Origin of the sequence: Rhodococcus sp. As11 (genome assembly GCF_048957735.1) — a bacterium.
GTDB classification, from domain to species: domain Bacteria; phylum Actinomycetota; class Actinomycetes; order Mycobacteriales; family Mycobacteriaceae; genus Rhodococcus; species Rhodococcus gordoniae.
The window spans coordinates 1-22,490 of record NZ_JARDJE010000009.1; the positions used below are offsets into that span (position 1 = coordinate 1).

The 22,490-nt window shown below is 68.1% G+C and carries 23 protein-coding genes; 15 read left to right on the top strand and 8 right to left on the bottom strand.

The genetic code is table 11. The features are described from left to right. On the bottom strand, window positions 1-104 hold a 104-nt coding region (locus PV766_RS13530; protein WP_421097284.1), incomplete at its 3' end, for a CoA-transferase. Window positions 105-306: 202 nt separating this feature from the next. Here PV766_RS13530 and PV766_RS13535 point away from each other — a divergent pair. After that, entirely contained in the window at window positions 307-1,080 is a 774-nt protein-coding gene (locus PV766_RS13535) for an IclR family transcriptional regulator (protein ID WP_421097221.1), read from the top strand. A 7-nt stretch (window positions 1,081-1,087) separates the two neighbouring features. Here PV766_RS13535 and PV766_RS13540 read toward each other — a convergent pair whose 3' ends face one another. Genes PV766_RS13540 through PV766_RS13560 form a run of 5 tightly spaced genes read right to left on the bottom strand, consistent with a single transcriptional unit; the run spans window position 1,088 to window position 7,167 of the window. Beyond that, window positions 1,088-1,909, bottom strand: a complete 822-nt coding sequence (locus PV766_RS13540; protein ID WP_129975204.1) for an HpcH/HpaI aldolase/citrate lyase family protein — start codon at window positions 1,907-1,909, stop codon at window positions 1,088-1,090. Beyond that, on the bottom strand, window positions 1,906-2,400 hold the full coding sequence (locus tag PV766_RS13545) for a MaoC family dehydratase (RefSeq protein ID WP_006550752.1): 495 nt from the start codon (window positions 2,398-2,400) through the stop codon (window positions 1,906-1,908). Before PV766_RS13545 ends, PV766_RS13540 begins: the two co-directional genes overlap by 4 nt. Beyond that, a complete protein-coding gene (locus PV766_RS13550; protein WP_129975202.1) occupies window positions 2,397-3,560 on the bottom strand; it encodes an acyl-CoA dehydrogenase family protein in 1,164 nt (387 codons plus the stop codon). Before PV766_RS13550 ends, PV766_RS13545 begins: the two co-directional genes overlap by 4 nt. Then, window positions 3,557-5,563 carry an acetyl/propionyl/methylcrotonyl-CoA carboxylase subunit alpha gene (locus PV766_RS13555; protein ID WP_129975200.1) on the bottom strand — a complete coding sequence of 669 codons (2,007 nt, stop codon included), beginning with the start codon at window positions 5,561-5,563 and terminating at the stop codon, window positions 3,557-3,559. Before PV766_RS13555 ends, PV766_RS13550 begins: the two co-directional genes overlap by 4 nt. A gap of 8 nt (window positions 5,564-5,571) precedes the next feature. Beyond that, window positions 5,572-7,167, bottom strand: a complete 1,596-nt coding sequence (locus PV766_RS13560) for a carboxyl transferase domain-containing protein (protein WP_129975198.1) — start codon at window positions 7,165-7,167, stop codon at window positions 5,572-5,574. Window positions 7,168-7,256: 89 nt separating this feature from the next. Between PV766_RS13560 and PV766_RS13565 the strand changes: the two genes are divergently transcribed. The 4 genes from PV766_RS13565 to PV766_RS13580 all read left to right on the top strand — a co-directional run bounded on the left by PV766_RS13565 (window position 7,257) and on the right by PV766_RS13580 (window position 11,120). Then, window positions 7,257-7,934, top strand: a complete 678-nt coding sequence (locus PV766_RS13565; protein WP_129975196.1) for a TetR/AcrR family transcriptional regulator — start codon at window positions 7,257-7,259, stop codon at window positions 7,932-7,934. Next, window positions 7,931-8,701: a thioesterase family protein gene (locus PV766_RS13570; RefSeq protein WP_421097222.1), complete on the top strand. Its 771-nt coding sequence runs from the start codon at window positions 7,931-7,933 to the stop codon at window positions 8,699-8,701. Before PV766_RS13565 ends, PV766_RS13570 begins: the two co-directional genes overlap by 4 nt. 318 nt (window positions 8,702-9,019) lie before the next feature. Continuing rightward, on the top strand, window positions 9,020-10,657 hold the full coding sequence (locus PV766_RS13575) for a sensor histidine kinase (protein ID WP_129975193.1): 1,638 nt from the start codon (window positions 9,020-9,022) through the stop codon (window positions 10,655-10,657). A 10-nt stretch (window positions 10,658-10,667) separates the two neighbouring features. Continuing rightward, window positions 10,668-11,120: a response regulator gene (locus PV766_RS13580; protein WP_026003108.1), complete on the top strand. Its 453-nt coding sequence runs from the start codon at window positions 10,668-10,670 to the stop codon at window positions 11,118-11,120. A 30-nt stretch (window positions 11,121-11,150) separates the two neighbouring features. On the opposite strand, the gene PV766_RS13585 is transcribed toward PV766_RS13580, so the two are convergent. Then, complete coding sequence (locus PV766_RS13585; protein ID WP_129975191.1) at window positions 11,151-11,396, bottom strand: DUF6480 family protein; 246 nt, start codon at window positions 11,394-11,396, stop codon at window positions 11,151-11,153. 227 nt (window positions 11,397-11,623) lie between these two features. Here PV766_RS13585 and PV766_RS13590 point away from each other — a divergent pair, with 227 nt between their 5' ends. Further along, window positions 11,624-12,805: a zinc-dependent alcohol dehydrogenase gene (locus tag PV766_RS13590; RefSeq protein WP_064062361.1), complete on the top strand. Its 1,182-nt coding sequence runs from the start codon at window positions 11,624-11,626 to the stop codon at window positions 12,803-12,805. Window positions 12,806-12,862: 57 nt separating this feature from the next. Here PV766_RS13590 and PV766_RS13595 read toward each other — a convergent pair whose 3' ends face one another. Further along, the gene (locus tag PV766_RS13595) at window positions 12,863-13,288 is read right to left on the bottom strand and encodes an Hsp20/alpha crystallin family protein (protein ID WP_064062360.1); all 426 of its coding nucleotides are present in this window, start codon (window positions 13,286-13,288) and stop codon (window positions 12,863-12,865) included. Window positions 13,289-13,439: 151 nt separating this feature from the next. Here PV766_RS13595 and PV766_RS13600 point away from each other — a divergent pair, with 151 nt between their 5' ends. The 9 genes from PV766_RS13600 to PV766_RS13640 all read left to right on the top strand — a co-directional run bounded on the left by PV766_RS13600 (window position 13,440) and on the right by PV766_RS13640 (window position 22,445). Then, on the top strand, window positions 13,440-13,772 hold the full coding sequence (locus PV766_RS13600) for a MerR family transcriptional regulator (protein ID WP_064062359.1): 333 nt from the start codon (window positions 13,440-13,442) through the stop codon (window positions 13,770-13,772). A gap of 360 nt (window positions 13,773-14,132) precedes the next feature. Continuing rightward, the gene (locus PV766_RS13605) at window positions 14,133-14,345 is read left to right on the top strand and encodes a hypothetical protein (RefSeq protein WP_016931738.1); all 213 of its coding nucleotides are present in this window, start codon (window positions 14,133-14,135) and stop codon (window positions 14,343-14,345) included. Between the two features lie 111 nt (window positions 14,346-14,456). Then, window positions 14,457-15,350 (top strand): AAA family ATPase, encoded by an 894-nt coding sequence (locus tag PV766_RS13610; RefSeq protein WP_129975187.1) that lies wholly within the window; start codon window positions 14,457-14,459, stop codon window positions 15,348-15,350. Continuing rightward, entirely contained in the window at window positions 15,347-16,459 is a 1,113-nt protein-coding gene (locus PV766_RS13615; RefSeq protein WP_421097223.1) for a vWA domain-containing protein, read from the top strand. Before PV766_RS13610 ends, PV766_RS13615 begins: the two co-directional genes overlap by 4 nt. Next, on the top strand, window positions 16,452-17,594 hold the full coding sequence (locus PV766_RS13620; protein ID WP_421097224.1) for an XdhC family protein: 1,143 nt from the start codon (window positions 16,452-16,454) through the stop codon (window positions 17,592-17,594). The genes PV766_RS13615 and PV766_RS13620 overlap by 8 nt, the downstream gene beginning before the upstream one ends. 212 nt (window positions 17,595-17,806) lie before the next feature. Beyond that, complete coding sequence (locus PV766_RS13625; protein ID WP_064062356.1) at window positions 17,807-18,301, top strand: (2Fe-2S)-binding protein; 495 nt, start codon at window positions 17,807-17,809, stop codon at window positions 18,299-18,301. Beyond that, entirely contained in the window at window positions 18,298-20,697 is a 2,400-nt protein-coding gene (locus PV766_RS13630) for a xanthine dehydrogenase family protein molybdopterin-binding subunit (RefSeq protein ID WP_421097225.1), read from the top strand. Before PV766_RS13625 ends, PV766_RS13630 begins: the two co-directional genes overlap by 4 nt. After that, on the top strand, window positions 20,694-21,548 hold the full coding sequence (locus PV766_RS13635) for an FAD binding domain-containing protein (RefSeq protein WP_129975177.1): 855 nt from the start codon (window positions 20,694-20,696) through the stop codon (window positions 21,546-21,548). The genes PV766_RS13630 and PV766_RS13635 overlap by 4 nt, the downstream gene beginning before the upstream one ends. 51 nt (window positions 21,549-21,599) lie before the next feature. After that, the gene (locus PV766_RS13640; RefSeq protein WP_064062353.1) at window positions 21,600-22,445 is read left to right on the top strand and encodes an SRPBCC family protein; all 846 of its coding nucleotides are present in this window, start codon (window positions 21,600-21,602) and stop codon (window positions 22,443-22,445) included. The last annotated feature ends 45 nt before the right edge of the window (window positions 22,446-22,490 follow it).

Here is a 22,490-nt window from a genome sequence, read left to right on the forward strand (position 1 = left end):
ACGTCGGGGATGCCGCACAATCCGAATCCGCCCACCGCGAGAGTCGCACCGTCACGGATATCGGCGACGGCCTCCGCCACCGTGTCGAACACTTTCGTTGCCAATTCACACCTCTCGGGATCCGGGGAGCCGCTGGGTGCTCCGCTGAACCGATCACGTCCACTGGATGAACGCGGTCACATTCCTGGGATCTACTAAAGATCGGGCAGGTAAGGAACACAAGTGCTTCGAGAAATCTTCCGGTAATTGGTCGTACATCGAACAGAGATCGCCAATCCGTTCACTCAGTGGACGTATGATCGGGACATGCCATCCGATGCCCGGGGTCAACTGGTCGCGCGGATCGCCGCTCTGCTGCGCACCGTCTCGTCACACGAGCCGGAAGGGGTGACGACCTCGGAGGTCGCCCGCGCCACCGACCTCGCCCGGCCCACCGTGCACCGGCTGCTCAGCTCGCTCGCCGAGGAAGGGCTCGTCGACCGGGATCCGGCGTCGGGACGCTGGGCCCTCGGACCCGAGCTGTACCTGCTCGGGTCGCTCGCCTCCGTGCGCTACGACATCACCGATCTCGCCGGTGACGTGCTGCGCGACCTGGCGCGCGCGACCGGCGAGAGCGCCTTCCTCTCGGCGCGGCGGGGCGACGAGACGGTGTGCCTCGCGAGCGAGGAGGGCAGCTTCCCGCTGCGCTCGCACGTGCTCCACATCGGGATCCGCTTCCCGCTCGGGGTGGCGTCCGCGGGTCTGGCGATCCTCGCGCACATGCCCGACCAGGACATCGCGGCGTATCTGTCGCGGGTCGATCTCACCGCGGAATGGGGACCGGACCATGCACGACCCGCACTGGAGAAGCGCCTCGAGGCCACGCGACTGGCCGGCTACGCCGTCAATCCGGCCCTTCTCGTCGAAGGCAGCTGGGGAATGGGCGCCGCGGTGTTCGATCACCGCGGCACCCCGACCTGGGCATTGAGCCTGACCGGCGTGGAGAGCCGGTTCCGGCCCGATCGTGTGCCCGAACTCGGTGAGGCGCTGCTCGACAGCGCCCACCGTCTCACTCAGTTGTTGCGTCACCGTCCCCGGTGACGCACGGTCATGCCGAGGCCGCGGCCGACGCGCGTTGCAGCACGCGCTCGGCGTGCCGCAGCACGGGGGCGTCGACCATCTTCCCTTCGAAGTCGAACACACCGCGCTCCGATTCGGCGGCCTCGAGGACGCGTCGCGCCCACGCCTCCTCCTCCGGCGTGGGGGCGTATGCCCGGCGGACCACGTCGACCTGGCTCGGGTGGATCGACACCTTGATGTCGAATCCGACCGCCACGGCGTCGAGCGCCTCCTCGTACAGGCCGTCGGTGTCCTTGATGTCCAGGTACACCGAATCCAGCGCCCAGCGGGCGTGACCCTTCGCGGCGAGCAGAGTCACCGACCGGGCGTGCTGCGCCACCGCCCGGTACGTCCCGTCGGCGCGACGGCTCGCGTTGCCACCCAGCCCTGCCACGAGATCCTCGGCCCCCCACATCATTCCGAGGGTGTTCTCGGCGACGGCGATGTCCTCCACGGCCAGTACCCCGAGGGGCGACTCGATGAGCGCGACCACCTCGAGCGGGGCGAGTGAGCGCACTTCGTCGCCGCTCTCGCACTTGGGCAGCATGACCCGCGTGTACGACGTCCGGTTCAGCGCTTCGAGGTCGGCCTCGTGGTCGGCGGTGCCCACCGGGTTGACCCGCACCACGGTGCGCTCGGGATCGAGCGGGGTGGCGACGAGCGCCTCACGGGCGGCCCGCTTGTCGGCCGGCGCGACGGCATCCTCGAGATCGAGGATCACCACGTCGGAACGTTCCGCCGCCTTGCCGTAGCGCTCCGGACGATCGGCAGGACAGAACAGCCATGCGGGGCCGGGAAGTTCCCAGGTCATGTCGTGGGCCTCTTCTGGACGAGGGTCTTGCGCACGGCGACGGCGACGACATCGCCGTGCTGGTTGCGACCGGTGTGCTCGAGGGTGACGATGCCCTCCCCCGGGCGGCTCTTCGACTCACGCTTGTCGACGATCTTCGTCTCGGCGTAGAGCGTGTCGCCGTGGAACAGCGGCTTGGGGAAGGAGATCTCGGAGAAGCCGAGGTTCGCGACGATCGTGCCCTGCGTGAGCTGGGCGACCGACAGTCCCACGATCGTCGAGAGCGTGAACATCGAATTGACCAGCCGCTCACCGAAACTCGTCTCGGCGGCATAGGCGGCGTCGAGGTGCAGCGCCTGCGTGTTCATCGTCTGCGTCGTGAACAGCGTGTTGTCGGCCTCGGTGATCGTCCGGCCGGGGCGGTGCTCGTAGATCGCGCCGAGTTCGAACTCCTCGAACCACAGTCCGCGCTGCACGATCCGCTTCTCCACGGTGGTGTCGGTCTCGCTCACAGTCCCAGCTCCCGCCCGACGAGCATGAGCTGCACCTCGGTGGTGCCTTCACCGATCTCGAGGATCTTGCTGTCGCGGTAGTGCCGCGCGACGGCGTACTCGTTCATGAAGCCGTAGCCGCCGTGGATCTGCGTCGCGTCGCGGGCGTTGTCCATCGCGGCCTCGGACGCGACGAGCTTGGCGATCGCGGCCTGCTTCTTGAACGGCCTGCCGGCGAGCATCGCCGCGGCCGCGTCGTAGTAGGCGGTACGCGCGGTGTGGGCGCGCGCCTCCATGCGGGCGATCTTGAAGGCGATGGCCTGGTTGCTGCCGATCGGGCTACCGAACGCCTCGCGTTCCTTGGCGTACTTCACCGATTCGTCGACGCAGCCCTGGGCGGCGCCGGTCGACAGTGCGGCGATGGCGATGCGGCCCTCGTCGAGGATGCGCAGGAAGTTGGCGTAACCGCGGCCCCGCTCGCCGAGGAGGTTCTCCTCGGGGACCCGCACGTCGGCGAAGGTCAACGGATGCGTGTCGGAAGCGTTCCAGCCGACCTTGTTGTAGGCGGGCTCGGCGGTGAAGCCCGGAGTGGAGGCCGGCACGAGGATCGTGGAGATCTCCTTCTTACCGTTCTCCCGCACACCGGTGACGGCGGTGACCGTCACCAGCGAGGTGATGTCGGTGCCCGAGTTGGTGATGAACTGTTTGTTGCCGTTGATGACCCACTCGCCGTTCTCGAGCTTCGCGGTGGTCTTCGTGCCACCGGCGTCGCTGCCCGCACCCGGCTCGGTGAGACCGAAGGCCGCGAGGTTGCGGCCGGTCGCGAGCTGCGGCAGCCACTCCTGCTTCTGCTTCTCGTTGCCGAAGCGGTAGATCGGCATCGCGCCGAGCGAGACACCGGCCTCGAGGGTGATGGCGACGGACTGGTCGACCTTGCCGAGCTCTTCGAGCGCGAGGCACAGCGCGAAGTAGTCGCCGCCCATGCCGCCGTACTCCTCGGGGAAGGGCAGGCCGAACAGACCCATCTCGGCCATGCCCTGCACGACCTCGTAGGGGAACGAGTGCTCGGCGTCGTGCTGTGCGGCGACCGGCGCGACCACGGTGCGGGCGAAGTCGGCGACCGTCTTGCGCAGCTGCTCGTACTCGTCGGGAAGTTGACCCGTGGCCAGGTATTCCGTCATGACTGTGCTTCCTCCGTGTCGGCGTGCGGGGTGACCCGCGCGAGAAGTTGATCGACCTTGACCTGCTCACCGGCGGTCGCGAACAGTTCGACGGTGCCGTCGACGGGAGCGGTGAGCGAATGTTCCATCTTCATGGCCTCGACGACGACGAGCGTCTGCCCGGCAGTGACGGTGTCGCCGGACGCGACGGACACCGCGATGACGGCACCGGGCATCGGGCTGGTGATGTCGGCATCACCGGCGTGCGCGTCGTCTCCGCGTACCGACGCCTCCCGCACCTCACGGACGGCGACGCTGCCGTGGCCGTCGGAAAGCCAGACCGCGCCGTCGGATTCGCCGACACGGTAGCTGTGACGACGACCGTCGAGCACCACCGCCAGATCGGAGCCGTGCAGCACCGCGCTGAAGCGGTAGGTCTCACCGTCCTCGACCTCGGCGAGGCCCGCGGCCGGGGTTCCCGTCAGGCGCACGTGCGCGGTGCGGTCGCCCGAGGTGAGCCGCGACGTGACGGGACGGTGGGCACCGACACGCCAGCCGTCGGGCACCGCCCACGGATCGGTGGTGTCGTCCGCCCAGCGGTCGAGCCACCGCAGGACAGCCGCGGCGACGAGCGTGGAATCGGCGGTCGTGGGTGGGGTGTAGTCGCCGAGTCGACGGTCGAGCAGGCCGGTGTCGAGCGCGCCGGCGATCACGTCGTCGTCGGCGAGCAGGAATCGCGCGAAGTCGACGTTGGTGACGACGCCGAGCACCGCGGTCTGCGCGAGCGCCCGGTCGAGACGGCGCAGCGCTGCGGCGCGGTTGTCGGCGTGGGCGATGACCTTGGCGAGCATCGGGTCGTAGTCGCTGCCCACGACGGTGCCGGCCCGGATACCGGAGTCGACGCGTACCCCGGGGCCGCTGGGCTCGACGACGTCGGCGATCTCGCCACCGGTCGGGAGGAAGCCGCGAGCGGGATCCTCGGCGTAGACACGGGCCTCGATCGCATGACCGGTGAGCGTGATGTCGTCCTGGGTGAATCCGAGTGGCTCGCCCCCGGCGATACGCACCTGCCATTCGACGAGGTCGAGGCCGGTGACCATCTCGGTGACGGGATGCTCGACCTGCAACCGGGTGTTCATCTCCATGAAGAAGAACTCGTCCGGCTTGTCGGCGGAGACGATGAACTCGACGGTGCCGGCGCCGGTGTAGTCGACACTGCGCGCGGTGTTGCACGCGGCCTCACCGATGCGGGCGCGGGTGACCTCGTCGAGCAGTGGCGAGGGCGCCTCCTCGATGACCTTCTGATGGCGTCGCTGCAGGCTGCACTCGCGCTCGCCGAGGTGCACGACGTTGCCGTGCGCGTCGGCGAGCACCTGAACCTCGATGTGGCGGGGACGCTGCACGAACCGCTCGAGGAAGAGGGTGTCGTCGCCGAACGCCGAAGCAGCTTCGCGGCGGGCGGATTCGAGCGCGGCGGGCAGGTCCTTCGGATCCTCCACCAGTCGCATACCCTTGCCGCCACCGCCGGCCGACGGCTTGACGAGCACGGGATAACCCACCTCGTCGGCGCCCGCGATCAGTTCGGCGTCGGTCAGGCCGGGACGGGAGATGCCGGGCACGACGGGAACGCCGAACTCCGACACCGCCGCCTTGGCGGTGATCTTGTCGCCCATCGTCTCGATGGCGTGGGCGGACGGGCCGAGGAAGGCGATGCCCGCGGTGGCACACGCGGCGGCGAAAGCCGGGTTCTCCGAGAGGAATCCGTAACCGGGATGGATGCCCTGCGCGCCGGTCGCGAGGGCCGCGTCGATCACCTTGTCGATCACCAGATAACTCTCACGCGCCGCAGCCGGCCCGAGCAGCACCGCGGTGTCCGCTTCCTGCACGTGCCGCGCGTCGCGGTCGGCCTCGCTGAACACGGCGACCGAGCGGATGCCCATCGCCTTCAGGGTGCGGATGACGCGCACCGCGATCTCACCGCGGTTGGCGACCAACACCGTGTCGATCCGAGTCGTATCAGTCATGGGTGCACTCACATCCGGAAGACGCCGTAGGAGACCGGCTCGAGCGGGGCGTTGGCGCACACCGACAGTGCCAGTCCGAGAACTTTTCTGGTGTCTGCGGGATCGATGATGCCGTCGTCCCACAGACGTGCGGTCGAGTAGTAGGGGTTGCCCTGCGCCTCGTACTGCTCACGGATCGGAGCCTTGAAGTCCTCCTCCTGCTCCGGTGTCCAGGGCTTGCCCGAGGCGTCGAGCTGATCGGAGCGCACCGTGGCCAGCACCGAGGCAGCCTGATCACCACCCATGACCGAGATGCGGGCGTTGGGCCACATCCACAGGAAGCGGGGCGAATACGCGCGCCCGCACATCGAGTAGTTGCCCGCGCCGTACGACCCGCCGATGACGACGGTCAGCTTCGGCACCCGCGCGCACGCGACCGCGGTGACCATCTTCGCGCCGTGCTTGGCGATGCCACCGGCCTCGTAGTCGCGGCCGACCATGAAGCCGGAGATGTTCTGCAGGAACACCAGCGGGATCGACCGCTTGTCGCACAGTTCGATGAAATGCGCGCCCTTGACGGCGGATTCGCCGAAGAGCACCCCGTTGTTCGCGACGATGCCGACCGGGTGGCCGTGGATACGCGCGAAGCCGGTGACGAGGGTCTTGCCGTACTCGGCCTTGAACTCGTGGAAGGAGGAGCCGTCGACCACGCGGGTGATGACCTCGTGCACATCGTAGGGGATGCGCGGATCGGTGGGCACCACGTCGTACAGCTCGGCGGGGTCGGCCTCGGGCTCGGTGGTGGGTTCGACGTCCCACGGGCGCGGAGTGCGCGGACCGAAAGTGGAGACGATGTCGCGCACGATGCGCAGCGCGTCGCGGTCGTCCTCGGCCAGGTGGTCGGTGACGCCCGAGACCTTCGAGTGCAGGTCGCCGCCGCCGAGTTCCTCCGCGGTGACGACCTCACCGGTCGCGGCCTTCACCAGCGGCGGGCCGCCGAGGAAGATGGTGCCCTGGTTGCGGACGATGACGGCCTCGTCGCTCATCGCGGGGACGTAGGCACCGCCGGCGGTGCACGAGCCCAGGACCGCGGCGATCTGCGGAATTCCCTTGGCGCTCATGGTGGCCTGGTTGTAGAAGATGCGGCCGAAGTGCTCGCGGTCGGGGAAGACCTCGTCCTGCCGCGGCAGGAAGGCGCCACCCGAGTCGACGAGGTACAGGCACGGCAGGTTGTTCTGCAGTGCGACTTCCTGTGCCCGCAGGTGCTTCTTGACCGTGATCGGGTAGTAGGTGCCGCCCTTGACGGTGGCGTCGTTGGCGACGATCACGCACTCACGGCCGGCGACGCGGCCGATTCCGGCGATCATGCCGGCGCCGGGGCACTCGTCGTCGTACATGCCGTTCGCCGCGAGGGGTGACAGCTCGAGGAACGGGCTGCCGGTGTCGAGCAGTTCGTCCACGCGGTCGCGGGGAAGCAGTTTGCCCCGTGCGACGTGCCGCTCCCGTGATTTCTCACTACCACCCCGCGCTGCGGCAGCGAGCTTGTCCCGGAGCTCTCCGACCAGCTGTTCGTGCTGGTCGCGGCTGGTTGTCGAGGCCGTCTCAGCGGTCGTCACGAACACCATCCTCGGTAGATCGAATAATCGTCATTAACTGAAATCCAGGTTAGTTATGATTAACCGAGTTGTCCAGACCACACCGAGCGGAGATTTTCATGACCCAGTCCGCGATCGACGTCTCGACCGCCTCGGGACGCCCGACGCGGCGTAGCCTCGCCAAGGCGGAACGCCGACGCGACCTCCTGCGTGCCGCAGCGCACCTGATCGCCGAACGCGGATTCCCCGGGGTCCGCCTCGAGGATCTCGGTGCCGCCGTGGGTATCAGCGGACCCGCCGTGTACCGACACTTCCCCAACAAGGACGCCCTGCTCGTCGAGATCCTCGTCGAGATCAGCCGCCGCCTGCTCGCAGGTGGCACGCAGGTCGCCGAGACGAATCCCGAACCGCGCGACGCCCTCGAGGGCCTGGTCGACTTCCATCTCGACTTCGCCTTGGGCGAGCCCGACCTCATCCGCGTGCAGGACCGCGAGTTCGCGTCCCTCCCCGACGAGGCACAGCGGGAGGTGCGGGTGACCCAGCGTCGTTACGTCGAGATCTGGGTCGGCGTACTGCGCCGCATCGACCCGGTACTGCCCGAATCCGATGCACGCACGATGGCGCACGCGACCTTCGGGCTCATCAACTCCACACCGCACAGCGCCGACCCGCGCTCCCCGGAGAGCACTCGCGCGGTGTTGCGACGCATGGCCCTGTCGGCCCTCACCGCGACCCCCTCGTCATTCCCGGCAGACACAGCATCCCCGGCCGACACGGCCCGAACGGAGACCGCATGAGCTACTTCGAACGACTCGGTCCGACATCCTTCCGCGCCACCGAGCACGTCGGCGGGGCGTGGAACGAAGCCGAACAGCACATCGCTCCCGCCCTCGGTCTGATCGCCCACGTCATCGAATGCGACCGCGACACCCGACGCGACGACGGACTGGTGATCGGGCGCCTGTCGTACGACATCCTCGGCACCGTGCCGGTCGGTCCCGTCGTCACGACCGTCGAGGTCCTGCGTCCCGGTCGCACCATCGAACTCGTCGAGGCCACCCTGGCCCACGACGGGCGCGCGATCGTGCGCGCCCGGGCGTGGCTGATGCAGACCCGGACCACCGCGGAGATCGCCGGCACCGTTCTGCAGTCGATCCCGTCGCCCGAGGACAGCGAACCCTGGGATCCGAGGACCCTGTGGCCGGGAGGATTCATCGACTCCGTCGAGGTGCGTCGCACCTCGTCCGGTCCCGGACGGGCCTCCTTCTGGGTGCGCACGCCGCTCGCGCTCGTGGACGGCGAGAAGGTCAGCGGTCTCGCCGCCACGGCCGGTCTGTTCGACATCGCCAACGGCATGGCGGTGCGCGCCGACCCGAGTAAGGTCGCCTTCCCCAATCTCGACCTCACCGCGCACCTGTTCACCGAACCGCGCGGGGAATGGGTCGGTTTCGACACGTCGGTCTCGTTCGGTGCCGACGGCATCGGCCTGACGAGCACGGTGCTGCACGACACCACCGGCCCGATCGGCACGATGTCCCAGATCCTCACGGTGCGACCGATCTGATCGATCGCACCGAGTTCGGCTCCCGAGGTCGCGGCCGAGGACGCGAGCTGCCGGTACCCGAGCGACCCTGGAGCCGTTCCGGCGCCCGGGAGTTTTCCGAGCCCATGGCTGGCTCCGGAGGCGCCGCACCGGTGGGTTACAGTTCGCTCCTGGGTTCAGCAGGCAGCCCGTCCAAACGTGTGTTCGCAGACCGAAAGGTCCGGTCCGCACCGCCGTCGGGATTCCTCGCCTTCGGCGTGAATCGGGCACGGGCCGGGAAGCTGGGGTGGATGTGATCGGTTTCGTGCGTTCTGCCGAGGTCGGAGCGACGGTGCGGCGATGAGGGATCCTTCGGTTCCCGAACCGCGTATCGAGCGGTTCTCGTCTCGGCTGGTCGTGCAGAGCTGGTTCCAGGTCGCGTTCGCGGTTCTGGCGGTGTTCGCCGTCCTCGGTTCGATCGTGGGCGGGATCTTCATCCAGCGCACCGTGCAGATCACCGACGAGCTGACCGGGCGGATCCAGCCCGCGATGACGCAGGCCTACCGGTTGCAGACCTCGCTGCTCGATCAACAGACCGCAGTCCGCGGGTACGCGCTCACGACCGACCCGGCCTTCCTCGGGCCGTATCGCGCCGGCCGGGCCGATCAGCAGGTCGCGCTCGACCGTCTCCGCGAACTCCTCGCCGACCATCCGGAGCTCCTCGCCGACATCGACTCCATCGACGCCACCGCCCGGCAGTGGCAGCTGCAGTATGCAGAGCCGATCATCGCCACCGTCGTGCCCGGAGAGCCGCGGCCCGTCGATCCGGCCCTGGCAGAGGAGGACCGGCTGACCTTCGGTGAGATCCGGTCGATGTTCGTCCAGGAGAACAGCGCGCTCTCCCGTGTCCTGGAAGAGAACCTCGACGATCTCGTGCAGTCCCGGACGATCCGCAACTCGGTCCTGATCGCCATGGTGATCACGTTCATCCTCACCGGCCTCGCGATGGTGGCGCTCGTCCACAATCTCGTCGCCGTGCCGCTCAGCAAGCTCCGCAAGGCCAGTCGCCGGGTCGCGCTGGAGGAGAACTTCTACCAGCACATCTATCCGCAGGGACCGAAGGACATCCGGGCACTGGCCCTCGACGTCGAGACGATGCGCGGTCGTATCGCGGACGCGCTGTCGGATTCCCGCAACCAGCAGGCCCTGCTGGCCAGACAGGCGGAGGATCTCGACGCCCAGGCCGAGGAACTACGACGTTCCAACGCCGAACTCGAGCAGTTCGCCTATGTCGCATCGCACGACCTGCAGGAGCCGCTCCGGAAGGTCGCGTCCTTCTGCCAGCTCCTCGAGAAGCGCTACGGGGACGTCCTCGACGATCGTGGGCGGCAGTACGTCGAATACGCCGTGGACGGTGCGAAGCGCATGCAGGTCCTGATCAGCGATCTGCTCGCTTTCTCGCGGGTCGGGCGCGTGCACGATGCCTACGTCCGGGTGGACCTCGGGCGACCGCTCGACAAGGCGTTGTTCAATCTCTCGGCGTCGATCGAGGAGTCGCAGGCTCGGATCGAACGACCCGACTCGCTACCCGAACTGACGGGCGACCCGACACTGCTGACGATGTTGTGGCAGAACCTGCTCGGCAATGCGATCAAGTTCCGGCATCCCGATCGCACTCCCGTCATCCGGATCGAGTGCGAGAAGGTCGAGGACGAGTCGAGCTCGCAGTGGCAGTTCTGCGTAATCGACAACGGCCTCGGGATCGACAGCGAATACGCCGAGAAGGTGTTCGTGATCTTCCAGCGCCTCCATCCCCGCGAGGACTATCAGGGCACCGGTATCGGATTGGCATTGTGCAAGAAAATCGTCGAGTATCACGCGGGAAGAATCTGGATCGACACCGAGTACAGCGATACTCACCCCGAGGGCACTCGAATCTGCTTCACCCTCGGAACCGCACCACCACCCGGCGAGCAGAAGCACGGGACCACCGCCTGAGGAGCACTACGTGACCTATCCCGCTGCCCGTCCGGTGGACGTCCTGCTGGTCGAGGACGATCCGGGCGACGAGCTCATGACCCGCGAAGCATTCGAGGACAACAAGATCGGCAATGCCCTCCACGTCGTCCACGATGGGGAGGAAGCCCTCGACTTCCTGTACCGACGGGGCGCCCACGAGAACGCTCCGCGCCCGGACCTGATCCTGCTCGACCTCAACCTGCCGAAATACGACGGCCGGCAGGTCCTGACGAAGATCAAGTCCGATCCCGAACTGTCCGACATCCCCATCGTGGTACTCACGACCTCCTCGGCCGAGGAGGACATCCTGCGCAGCTACAAGCTGCACGCCAACGCCTACGTCACCAAGCCGGTCGATCTCGACCAGTTCATCGGTGCCGTGAAACAGATCGACGAGTTCTTCGTGCAGGTCGTGCGGTTACCGCGCCGCGGACGTCCCTGAGATCGTCCCGGGCGCTCGCCGAGCGAACCGTCAGGCGAGGATGCCGAAGATCGCGGCCACGAAGATGATCACGATCACCGCGACGGCGAGAAGCGTGAGCCACCCGCTGAGGGGGAATCGCTTTCTCGTGTCCGGTTCCGGAGCGGACAGCCCGGACGTCGTCCCCGAGTCCGGGGGCGTCGATCCGGGCGCCACGCCGCCACCGGGCTCGAGATCCGGGGTGCGCGAAGGTTCGGGATCCTGGCTTCCGTGGTGTTCGGGGTCCGAAGTGGTCACCTGACCTCCTCCTGTGCGGCTGCGCTCCCGCAAGAGCGGCCACAGACATGTGTCGCGGTGATTCGGTTCTGTGGCGACATACCTCTCCTCCGGCACGCGCAAACATGTGCGGCGCGGCAGGGACCCGCTCGCGGGCAGCGTTTGCCCGCGCCGAGCGCGGGTAGGCATCGGGAGACACATGCCGGGCACGGCCCGACATTCCTTCACCCGAGGAGGCGAGGAACGACATGAAGGCAGTGACATGGCAGGGCCGCCGCAACGTCAGCGTCGACACGGTGCCCGACCCGACGATCCAGGAGGCCGGTGACGCCGTCATCCGCGTCACCACCACGAACATCTGCGGCTCCGACCTGCACCTGTACGAGGTGTTGGGAGCCTTCATGACTCCCGGCGACATCCTCGGCCATGAGCCGATGGGCATCGTCGAGGAGGTGGGTTCCGGAGTCACGAAGCTGAAGCCCGGCGATCGGGTGGTGATCCCCTTCCAGGTGTGCTGCGGTCAGTGCTTCATGTGTTCCCACGGACTGCACTCGCAGTGCGAGACCACGCAGGTCCGGGAGGAGGGTACGGGTGCCGCCCTGTTCGGCTACTCGAAGCTCTACGGCAGCGTGCCGGGCGGGCAGGCCGAGTACCTGCGGGTACCTCACGCCGATGCCACCCACATCAAGGTCCCCGAGGGTCCGGCGGACGATCGCTTCGTCTACCTCTCCGACGTGCTGCCCACCGCATGGCAGGCCGTCGAATACGCGGAGATCCCCGACGGGGGCAGCGTGACGGTGCTCGGCCTCGGCCCCATCGGGGAGATGGCCGCCCGCATCGCCGCACACAAGGGCGCCCGGGTGATCGGGGTGGATCTCGTTCCCGAACGGCTCGCCCGGGCGGCGTCTCGCGGCATCGAGGTCGTCGATCTCCGTGAGGTCGACGACAACCCGGGCGACATGATCCGCGACATGACGAACGGGCGCGGCACCGATTCGGTGATCGACGCGGTGGGCATGGAAGCGCACGGCTCCCCCGTTGCGAAGCTCGCCCAGAGCGTTGCGGGCCTCCTGCCGTCGGCGATCGCCGAGCCGTTCATGGAGAAGGCCGGCCTCGATCGTCTCCACGCGCTGTACACCGCGATCGACGTCGTGCGACGTGGTGGCGCGATCTCGCTGAGCGGCGTGTACGGCGGGGCGGCGGACCCGATGCCGATGCTCACCCTGTTCGACAAGCAGATCCGTCTCCGTATGGGGCAGGCGAACGTGTTGAACTGGGTTCCGGAGATCCTGCCGCTGCTGACCGACGAGGATCCGCTGGGGGTCGACGACTTCGCCACCCACCGCCTCCCGCTCGACGACGCACCGCGCGCGTACGAGATCTTCCAGAAGAAGCAGGACGGCGCAATCAAGATCGGCCTCAAACCGTAAGCGGAGCAACAGGAACCGGGCCCGGGAATGATCCCGGGCCCGGTTCGTCGCAGTGACTCAGTTCTCGATCGCGGTCTGTCCGTTGCCTTCCGCGTCGATCACGGAGATCTTGCGCGGCTTCGCCTTCTCCGCGACCGGAATCGTCACGCGCAGAACACCACCCCGATATTGTGCTTCGATTCGATCGGTGTCCAGGGTGTCGCCGAGGAACAACCGACGGGTGAAGACGCCTCGCGGCCTCTCGGTCGAGATGAACTCCTTGTCCCGGTCGACTTCCGGGCGTTCGGCGCGAACGGTGAGCACGTTGCGCTCGACATCGAGTTCGATCGACCCGGCGTCGACGCCGGGGAGATCGAACTCCGCGACGAAACGGTCGCCCTCCCGCCATGCGTCGAGCGGCATCACCGCGGGACGGGCCATGGTGCCGAGCACCTGCTGCGCGAGACGATCGACGTCGCGGAACGGGTCGGTGCGCATCAACATCGGTCTGTCACCTCCGACTGTCCGGCCGTTCGTGACGGCCACACTCCGTCAATTATCTGTGCCAGTTGACACAGATTTATTATGGCGCTGCTGATACACTTCGGTCAAGGCTTTGGTCAGCTGCGGCCCCCACGGCCCACCGGAGGAGACGATGACGCACGATCCTTTTCTGCGCGCCCAGCGCGGGGTCTACGGGATCTCCGTGGCCGCCGAACTCTCGGGACTCGACCCACAGACCCTGCGCCTGTACGAACGCCGGGGCCTGCTCAATCCTGCCCGTACAGCGGGTGGAACGCGTCGCTACAGCGAGAACGATCTCGAGACCGTGCAACGGATCGTCGAGCTCGTGGCATCGGGTGTCAATATCGCCGGCGTCGCCCGGATCCTCGAACTCGAAGCAAGCAATGCGGCGCTGCAGGCGGACAACACACGTCTGCGTTCCGCACTCGACGGCGGCCCACCTCCCCTACCGGGAGGGTCGTAGGTCTTCGGTCTCCGTGCGACGACCAGCGGAGATACCGGAAAACGGACCCGGAACGCGCAAAGGAGGCTAGCATCGAAGAACGCCTCACAGGTGCGTAGGTGTGTGTCCGACGAACGGACGCGCCGATAGCAATAAGGGGTGACCTCAGTGCGTAATGCACATTCCGATTCACCGAGCGCCGAAAACGGACGTGAAGACACCGCGTCCCGGTCGCATTCCATCGCAGACGACACGATTCGCTGGCCTGATCCCAGCCCACTCGAAGCATGGTGGGCCCGTGTCATGGGAAAGTCCGTTCCCTGACCGGACCGACACCCCCGCAGGCAGTTCCGACCGATTCGACCACACCGAGGTGGACACATGATGCCGCGCCGCGACCCGCTTGCCGGTGACCGGTGGGTCTTCCGTTGCGATCATTGCGATCACTGCTACCGCACTGCCGCACGGAGTCGACTGCAGGCCGAACTCCACGCCCAGGTGAACGGCTGGGCCACCGGGCCGACCACGCTGTGCCCCGGATGCGCCACCCTGTTCGTCGACGGGGCAACACAGCTCGCGCACACCGACGGCTGAACCGGCCGCCCGATCGTCCCGACGGCTGAGCCGTCCGATCGTCCCGACGGCTGAGCCGTTCGATCGTGGCAGTCGCCGGTCCGGAGGCGGGTGAGCATCTAGGCTCGCCTCATGGCCGGCGACGCGACACGCATCGATTCACCCGAGAAGCTCTCGGCTGCGCTCGACACGACGGGTTATCTCGCCGACGACGGACTGGCGACCGTCGTCTTCCTCGCGATGCGCATGGGCCGCCCGCTCTTCTGCGAGGGCGAACCCGGCACCGGGAAGACCTCGCTCGCAGCGGCACTCGCCCGGGCCCTGGGCCTTCCGATGATCCGTCTGCAGTGCCACGAGGGCATCGACGCCTCGCAGGCCCTCTACGACTGGGATTTTCCCCGGCAGCTGCTCCACCTACGGTCGCTCGAGGCGGCGAGCGACGGTGCGCTCGACGCGGACACCGCCGAACGTTCCCTGTACACGGAGCGCTATCTCCTCGTCCGCCCGTTGCTGCGAGCACTCACCGAATCACCGTGCGTGCTGCTCGTCGACGAGATCGACCGTGCCGACGACGAGTTCGAGGCATTTCTGCTCCAGTTGCTCGACGAGAACGCCGTGACGATCCCCGAACTCGGTGAGGTCCGTGCCGAGGTCCCACCTCTGGTGGTGCTCACCTCCAACCGGACCCGCGAGGTGCACGATGCACTCAAACGCCGCTGTCTGTACCACTGGGTGGAGCATCCCGATCTCGAACGCGAGGTCGCGATCCTGCAGCGGCGGCTACCGGGACTGGGGCGCCCGCTCGCCGAGCAGATCGCCCGCGCGGTGCAGTCGCTCCGCGGACAGGAACTTCTCAAACCGCCCGGTATCGCCGAATCCCTCGACTGGGCACGCGCACTGCTCGCCCTCGATCGCGACGTCCTCGACGCGGCGACGGCCGCGGCGACACTCGGCGCGGTCCTGAAGTACCGCGAGGACATCGACCGTGTCACCCGAACCGGTCTCGACCTGTCGAGGGCGGGGTGACGACCGCCGCCGGCCCGGTCGTCGGCCTCGCAGGTTTCGGCCGCGCCCTCGCCGCCGCCGGTCTGCCCGTCGCTCTCGACGCGACCGCCACCTATCTCGACGCCCTGGGACACGTCGACGTCGGGGATCCCGTCCAGGTCTATTGGGCGGGTCGCGCCACGCTGTGCCGCACACCGGACGATACGGCCCGCTACGACGCGGCCTTCGTCCACTGGTTCGGCGACACCGTCCCGACCGGTTCGCGGACCCACGGGCAGCGCACCCGCACCGCGCGGATCGCCGCGTTGTCCCGAGGCGAGGGCGCCGACGGCGACTCCGGGGACGAGGCACCACGACTGCAGGTCGCGGCGGACGACACCGATGTCCTCCGTCATCGCGACGTGGCCGAACTGACGACCGCCGAACGCGCTCATCTCGCCGAACTGCTCGCGCGGTTGCAGCCCCGTCCGCCGACACGTCGGGCACTGCGTTCGAAGCCTTCCCGGCGCGGAGCGGTGGATCCGCGTCACACCCTGCGCGACATGCTGGCGAGCGGAGGCGAACCCGTCCGGCCACGGCACCGTGCGCGGGCGACCCGAACGCGCCGGGTGGTGTTGCTCATCGACGTGTCCGGCTCGATGACTCCCTATGCCGACGCGCTGCTACGGTTCGCGCACGTCGTCACACGTGCCGCCCCGTCGTCCACCGAGGTGTTCTCCCTCGGCACGCGGCTGACCCGCCTGTCGCGGGCGCTGAGAGCCCGCGACCCGGACGTCGCGCTCACCGGGGCCTCACGAGCGGTACCCGACTGGGCCGGCGGGACACGCCTCGGCGACACTCTCCACGCCTTCCTGGACCGTTGGGGGCGTAGGGGTTCCGCGCGGGGTGCGGTGGTCGTGATCTTCTCCGACGGCTGGGAACGCGGCGACGCCTCACTGCTCGGAGAGCAGATGGCGCAGCTGCACCGCCTCGCGCACCGCGTGCTGTGGGTGAACCCGCACGCCGGCGGCGAGGGCTACGAACCGATCCAGTCGGGTATCTCCGCGGCGCTGCCGCACATCGATCGTCTGCTCGCGGGACACAGCCTCGCGACACTGGAAGAACTTCTCGAGGAGGTTCGGCGTGCGTGAAATTCTGGACGAACTCGACCGGCGGTACCGGGCCGGGGAGACCGTCGCGGTGGGCACCGTGGTCTCCACCTTCCGGTCGGCACCGCGGGGCCCGGGTGCATCGATGCTGGTCGCCCAGGACGGGACCGTCACCGGCAGTGTCTCGGGCGGATGCGTCGAGGGCGATGTCTACGAACTCGGCCGATCGATCATCGCGAGCGGGCAGCCGGTGCTGCAGCGCTACGGGGTCTCCGACGACGACGCGTTCTCCGTCGGCCTCACGTGCGGCGGCATCATCGACGTCTTCGTCGAACGGATCGATGCGGACTCCTTTCCCGCCTTCACCGACCTGCTCGGCTCCGTCCGGGCGGGCGAGCCCGTCGCTCTCGCGACCGTCACCGCCCATCCCGACCCGGTGGTGCGGGGACGGCGGATGGTCGTGTGGCGCGACCGTGCGGACGGGCAGCTCGCCTCGTCACGCATGCACGACGCCGTCGTCGACGACGCGCGCGGCCTGCTCGAGGTGGGACGTTCGGGCACCCTGCACTACGGCACGGACGGTGAGCGTCGCGGTGAGGGAATGTCGGTGTTCGTCAACGTCTTCCAGCCCCCGCCCCGGTTGATCGTGTTCGGGGCGATCGATTTCGCGTCGGCGATGGCCCGGCTCGGTTCGTTCCTGGGTTACACGGTGACCGTGTGCGACGCGCGCGGGGTGTTCGCCACCGAAGCCCGCTTCCCCGGTGCCCACGAGGTGATCGTGGACTGGCCGCACCGTTATCTCGCGGCCGAGGCCGAAGCGGGTCGCGTGGATGCCCGTACCGTCATCACGGTTCTCACCCACGATCCGAAGTTCGACGTGCCGCTCCTCGAGGTCGCGCTGCGGCTCGACGTGGCGTACGTCGGCGCGATGGGTTCGCGCCGCACCCACGACGACCGCATGGAGCGACTGCGGGAGACGGACCTGACCGAGGAGGAACTGGGACGCCTGTCGTCGCCGATCGGTCTGGACCTCGGTGCCCGCACCCCCGAGGAGACCGCCGTGTCCATCGCCGCCGAGATCATCGCGCTGCGATGGGGCGGGGGCGGCGGCCGGCTCGCGGAGACACGCGGACCGATCCACATCCACGAGGAGCACATCGGCGTTCGGAAGTCCTGAGCGCCCTCGTCGATCGCGAAGCTCTGGGCGGTGACGGAGCCGGACTCCTCCAGGCTTGTCCTCGAGGCGGCGGTCATACAGTTCCTCGGGGCAGGCTCCGCCTCCGATCGGCGCGAAGGCGATTTCGGCGATTCGGGTCCTTCCTGTGCGCGATATGCAGCAGAGTGTCAGTGATCTGTATCACTGCGTCACGTGAGGTACTTGGAGGACCCATGCGCATCACTGTCACCGTAGACGGAACGCAGTACACGGACGACGTGGAACCGCGACTGCTTCTCGTCCACTACCTCAGAGATCGACTCGGGAAGGTGGGCACGGTGGTCGGTTGCGACACGAGCAACTGCGGTGCCTGCACCGTGTTGTTCGACGACCGCAGCGTCAAGTCGTGCTCGGTGCTCGCGGTGCAGACCGACGGGCACTCCGTCACCACCGTCGAAGGGCTCGCCGAGGACGGCAACCTGCATCCGGTCCAGGAAGCGTTCCGCGAGAAGCACGCACTGCAATGCGGCTTCTGTACGCCCGGGATGATCATGGCGACCATCGACCTGCTCTCCGAGAACTCCGATCCGAACGACGAGGACGTACGGCACGGTCTCGAAGGAAATCTGTGCCGCTGCACCGGATACCAGAACATCGTGGCCGCCGCGCGTGACGCCGCGCAGCGGCTGCGCGAGAACCCGGCAGCTACCGAGGAGGCCGCACGATGACGAGCACCGTGGATCCGACCACCGACGAGGGCGCCGGCGACTCCGAACTCGGCCGGGCGCGCCGCCGCAAGGAGGACGAGCACCTCATCACCGGCCGCACGCGCTGGACCGACAACATCGTGCTCCCCGGGATGCTGCACGCCGCGATCCTGCGCAGCCCGGTCGCGCACGCCCGCATCACCGCCCTCGACGTCTCCGAGGCCCGTGGCAAGCCCGGGGTCGTCGCCGTCTACACGGGCGCCGACCTCGCCGAGGAGCAGGGCAGCCTGCCGTGCGCGTGGCCGATCACCGAGGACATGAAGACCCCTAACGCCCCCGCCCTCGCCGTCGACACCGTGCGCTTCGCGGGTGAAGCGGTCGCAGTCGTGGTGGCCCGCAGCGCATACGAGGCCCACGACGCCCTCGATGCCATCGACGTCGACTACGAGGACCTGCCCGTGGTCCTCGACCTCGAGACCGCGGCACGAGACGACGACCTCGTCCATCCCGATCTCGGCACCAACGTCAGCGCGACGTGGGTGTTCGACTCGGCCGAGGCCCGCAGCGGCGGCGACGTCGAGGACGCGATCCGCGATGCGGAGGTCGTCGTCGAACGAACCTTCCGGCAGCAGCGGCTCATCCCGGCCTTCATGGAACCGCGTTCGGTCGTCGTCGATCCCACCGCCTCACAGATCACCATGTGGTCGGCCACTCAGGTGCCGCACATCCTGAGATTGATGCTCGCGATGACACTCGGCCTCCCCGAGCACAAACTGCGCGTGATCGCCCCCGACGTCGGCGGTGGTTTCGGTGGCAAGCTGCAGGTCACGCCGGAGGAAGTGCTCACCCTCCTCATCGCGCGTCGCCTGCACAAGCCCGTCAAGTACACCGAGACGCGCAGCGAGTCGATGCTCGCCGCGCATCACGGACGCGACCAGGTCCAGAAGCTCACCCTCGCCGCCCGCCGCGACGGCACCGTCACGGGCCTGAAGGTGGAACTGCTCGCCGACATGGGCGCCTATCTGCGACTGGTGACGCCGGGTGTACCGATCCTCGGCGCGTTCATGTTCACCGGCATCTACAAGTTCGGCTCCTATCGCTTCGCGTGCACCAACGTGTTCACCGACAAGGTGCCCACCGACGCCTACCGCGGCGCCGGCCGTCCCGAGGCCACCTTCGCGATCGAACGCATCATGGACGAGCTCGCCGTCGAATTGTCCATGGACCCCCTCGAGCTCCGTGAGAAGAACTGGATCAAGCACGAGGAGTTCCCGTTCGATACGGTCGCGGGTCTGACCTACGACTCGGGCAACTACGAGGCCGCGACCGCCAAGGCGCGAGAGTTGTTCGACTACGACGCATTACGACGTGAGCAGGCCGAACGGCGCGAACGCGACGACCCGGTCCAGCTCGGTCTCGGTGTCTCCACGTTCACGGAGATGTGCGGCCTGGCCCCGTCGCGGGTGCTCGGTTCGCTCTCCTACGGTGCCGGCGGGTGGGAGCACGCCGCGATCCGTATGCTGCCGACCGGCAAGGTCGAGGTCGTCACCGGTGCGTCCGCGCACGGCCAGGGCCACGAGACGGCGTGGAGTCAGATCGTCGCCGATCGGCTCGGAATCCCGTTCGACGACATCGAGATCCTGCACGGCGACACGCAGAGCTCACCGCGTGGTCTCGACACCTACGGCTCCCGGTCGCTCGCGGTGGGCGGCATCGCGGTCGTCAAGGCCGCCGAGAAGGTGGTGGCCAAGGCCCGGCCGATCGCCGCGCATCTGCTCGAATGCTCCGAGGACGACCTGGATTTCGAGGCCGGGCAGTTCCGCGTCAAGGGAACGTCGAAGTCCGTCGGGCTCACCGACGTCGCGCTCGCGGTGTTCGCCGCGCACGACCTGCCGGACGGCGTCGAACCGAATCTCGACTCCGAGGCGACCTACGACCCCGACAACTTCTCGTTCCCGCACGGCACCCATCTGTGCGCGATCGAGGTCGACACCGAGACGGGACACGCGCGCATTCGCAAGTACGTGTGTGTGGACGATGTCGGCCACGTCGTGAACCCGCTCATCGTCGAAGGTCAGGTGCACGGCGGACTCGCCCAGGGCATCGCCCAGGCCCTCTACGAGGAGGCGGTGCACGACGAGTCCGGTACCTTGCTGAGTTCGTCGTTCGCCGAATATCTGTTGCCCACGGCGGTGGATCTGCCACCCTTCGTCACCGATCGTACCGATACCCCCGCACCGGGCAATCCGTTGGGTGTCAAGGGAGTCGGCGAGGCGGGCACCATCGCCTCCACGCCGGCGGTCGTCAATGCCGTACTCGACGCGGTACGGCCGTTCGGCGTCACCGACGTCGAGATGCCCTGTACACCGATGCGGATATGGCATGCTCTCCGCGACGCCCGAGGAGGCACGAAATGATTCCGGCCCCGTTCGACTACGTCGCTCCGTCCACCGTCGACGAAGCAGTCGCCGCGCTGGCGGAGGCCGGTGAGGATGCGAAGGTCATCGCCGGTGGGCAGAGCCTGATGCCCGTCCTGCGCCTGCGGATGGCGGCACCGACGGTGCTCGTCGACCTCGGCAGGATCCCCGAACTGCGCGGCATCCGCGACGACGGCGACGCGCTGGTGATCGGCGCGACCACCACTCACCACGACGTGTTGCACGACCAGCTCGTCGCGGAGCACGCACGGCTGCTGGCCGAGGCGACGGCGACCGTCGCCGACCCCCAGATCCGGCATCGCGGCACGTTCGGCGGGTCGCTCGTGCACGCCGATCCGGCCGGGGACCTCGCCGCACCCGCCGTGGCGCTCGAGGCGACCTTCACCGTGGCAGGACCGTCCGGTCGTCGTACCATCGCGACGGACGACTTCTTCCAGGACTACTTCACGACCGCCGTCGAACCCGGGGAGATCCTCGTCGAGGTCCGGATTCCCAAGCACACGGGCTGGTCGGCGCGCTACGAGAAGTTCCATCGCGCAGCTCAGCAGTGGTCCATCGTCGGCGTCGCGGCGACCCTCGAAGCGTCGGGCGGCACCATCGAGCGGGCCAGGATCGCCCTCACGAACATGGCGGCCGTCCCGGTCCGGGCACGCAGCGTCGAGGAATCGCTGGTCGGCAAACCTGCGACAGCCGAGACGATCCACGCCGCCGCCGAGCGCGCCACCGAGGGCACGGCTCCCATGACCGACGGAAATGCCGACGCCGAGTATCGGAGCCACCTCGCCCGGGTACTCACCCGACGAGCGATCACCACTGCCTCCGGGGTCTAGGCGTTCCGCAGAACGTCCTGCTCCCGGAACCACTTGTTCGGAAAGGACCCCATGCAACTCGAACACACACTGTCCGTTCCCGCACCGGTCGAGGAGGTGTGGACCGCCCTGCTGAATCCGGAGAAGGTCGCGCCGTGCATGCCCGGCGCGACGCTCACCGGCGTCGACGGCGACACCTTCACCGGGACCGTCAAGGTGAAACTCGGACCGGTGGCGCTCACGTTCAAGGGCACCGGCGTGTACGTGGAGAAGGACGAGAACGCCCGCCGGGCGGTCATCGAGGCCAATGCGAAGGACACCCGGGGCAACGGCACGGTGGCCGCGACGATCACGGTCGTCCTCACCGGCGACGGCGACCGCACCGACGGCACCGTGAAGACCGACATGAAGATCACCGGCAAACCTGCCCAGTTCGGGCGGGGAATGATCTCGGATGTCGGCGGCAAGATCCTCGAGCAGTTCGCGGACTGCCTGTCGAAGAAGCTCGGGCCCGAGGCGGCGGCCCCCGCCGGGACGACCGCCGAGGCAGCCGAGTCGCAGCCCAACGAATCCGTGCCGGCGAGCCCGCCACTCACCACCGCGGGCTCGGGAGACGAGGCGCCCGGCGGCGCATTCGTCGGGCCCGGCGCCGGGGACGGCGACTCCGCGCAGGCGCGGCCGAACGAGTCGGTGCCACCCAGCCCGGTGAGCGCCTCCCCGGCACCGGCGATGACGCCGGCACCTCCCACGCCGTCGACGATTCCCTCCCCGGCCGCACCCTCGCAGCCCGAGGCCGAACCGCTCGACCTCATGCAGTACGCGAAGGGATCGGTCGTGACGCGGGTCGCGCCGGTGGGAGTGATCGCAATTCTCGTCGTGGTCATCGCGGTGATACTTCAGCGTCGATCGGGACGCTGACCTCGCCGGATCCACTCGAACGCTGCGGATCGGACCCCGTCGAAC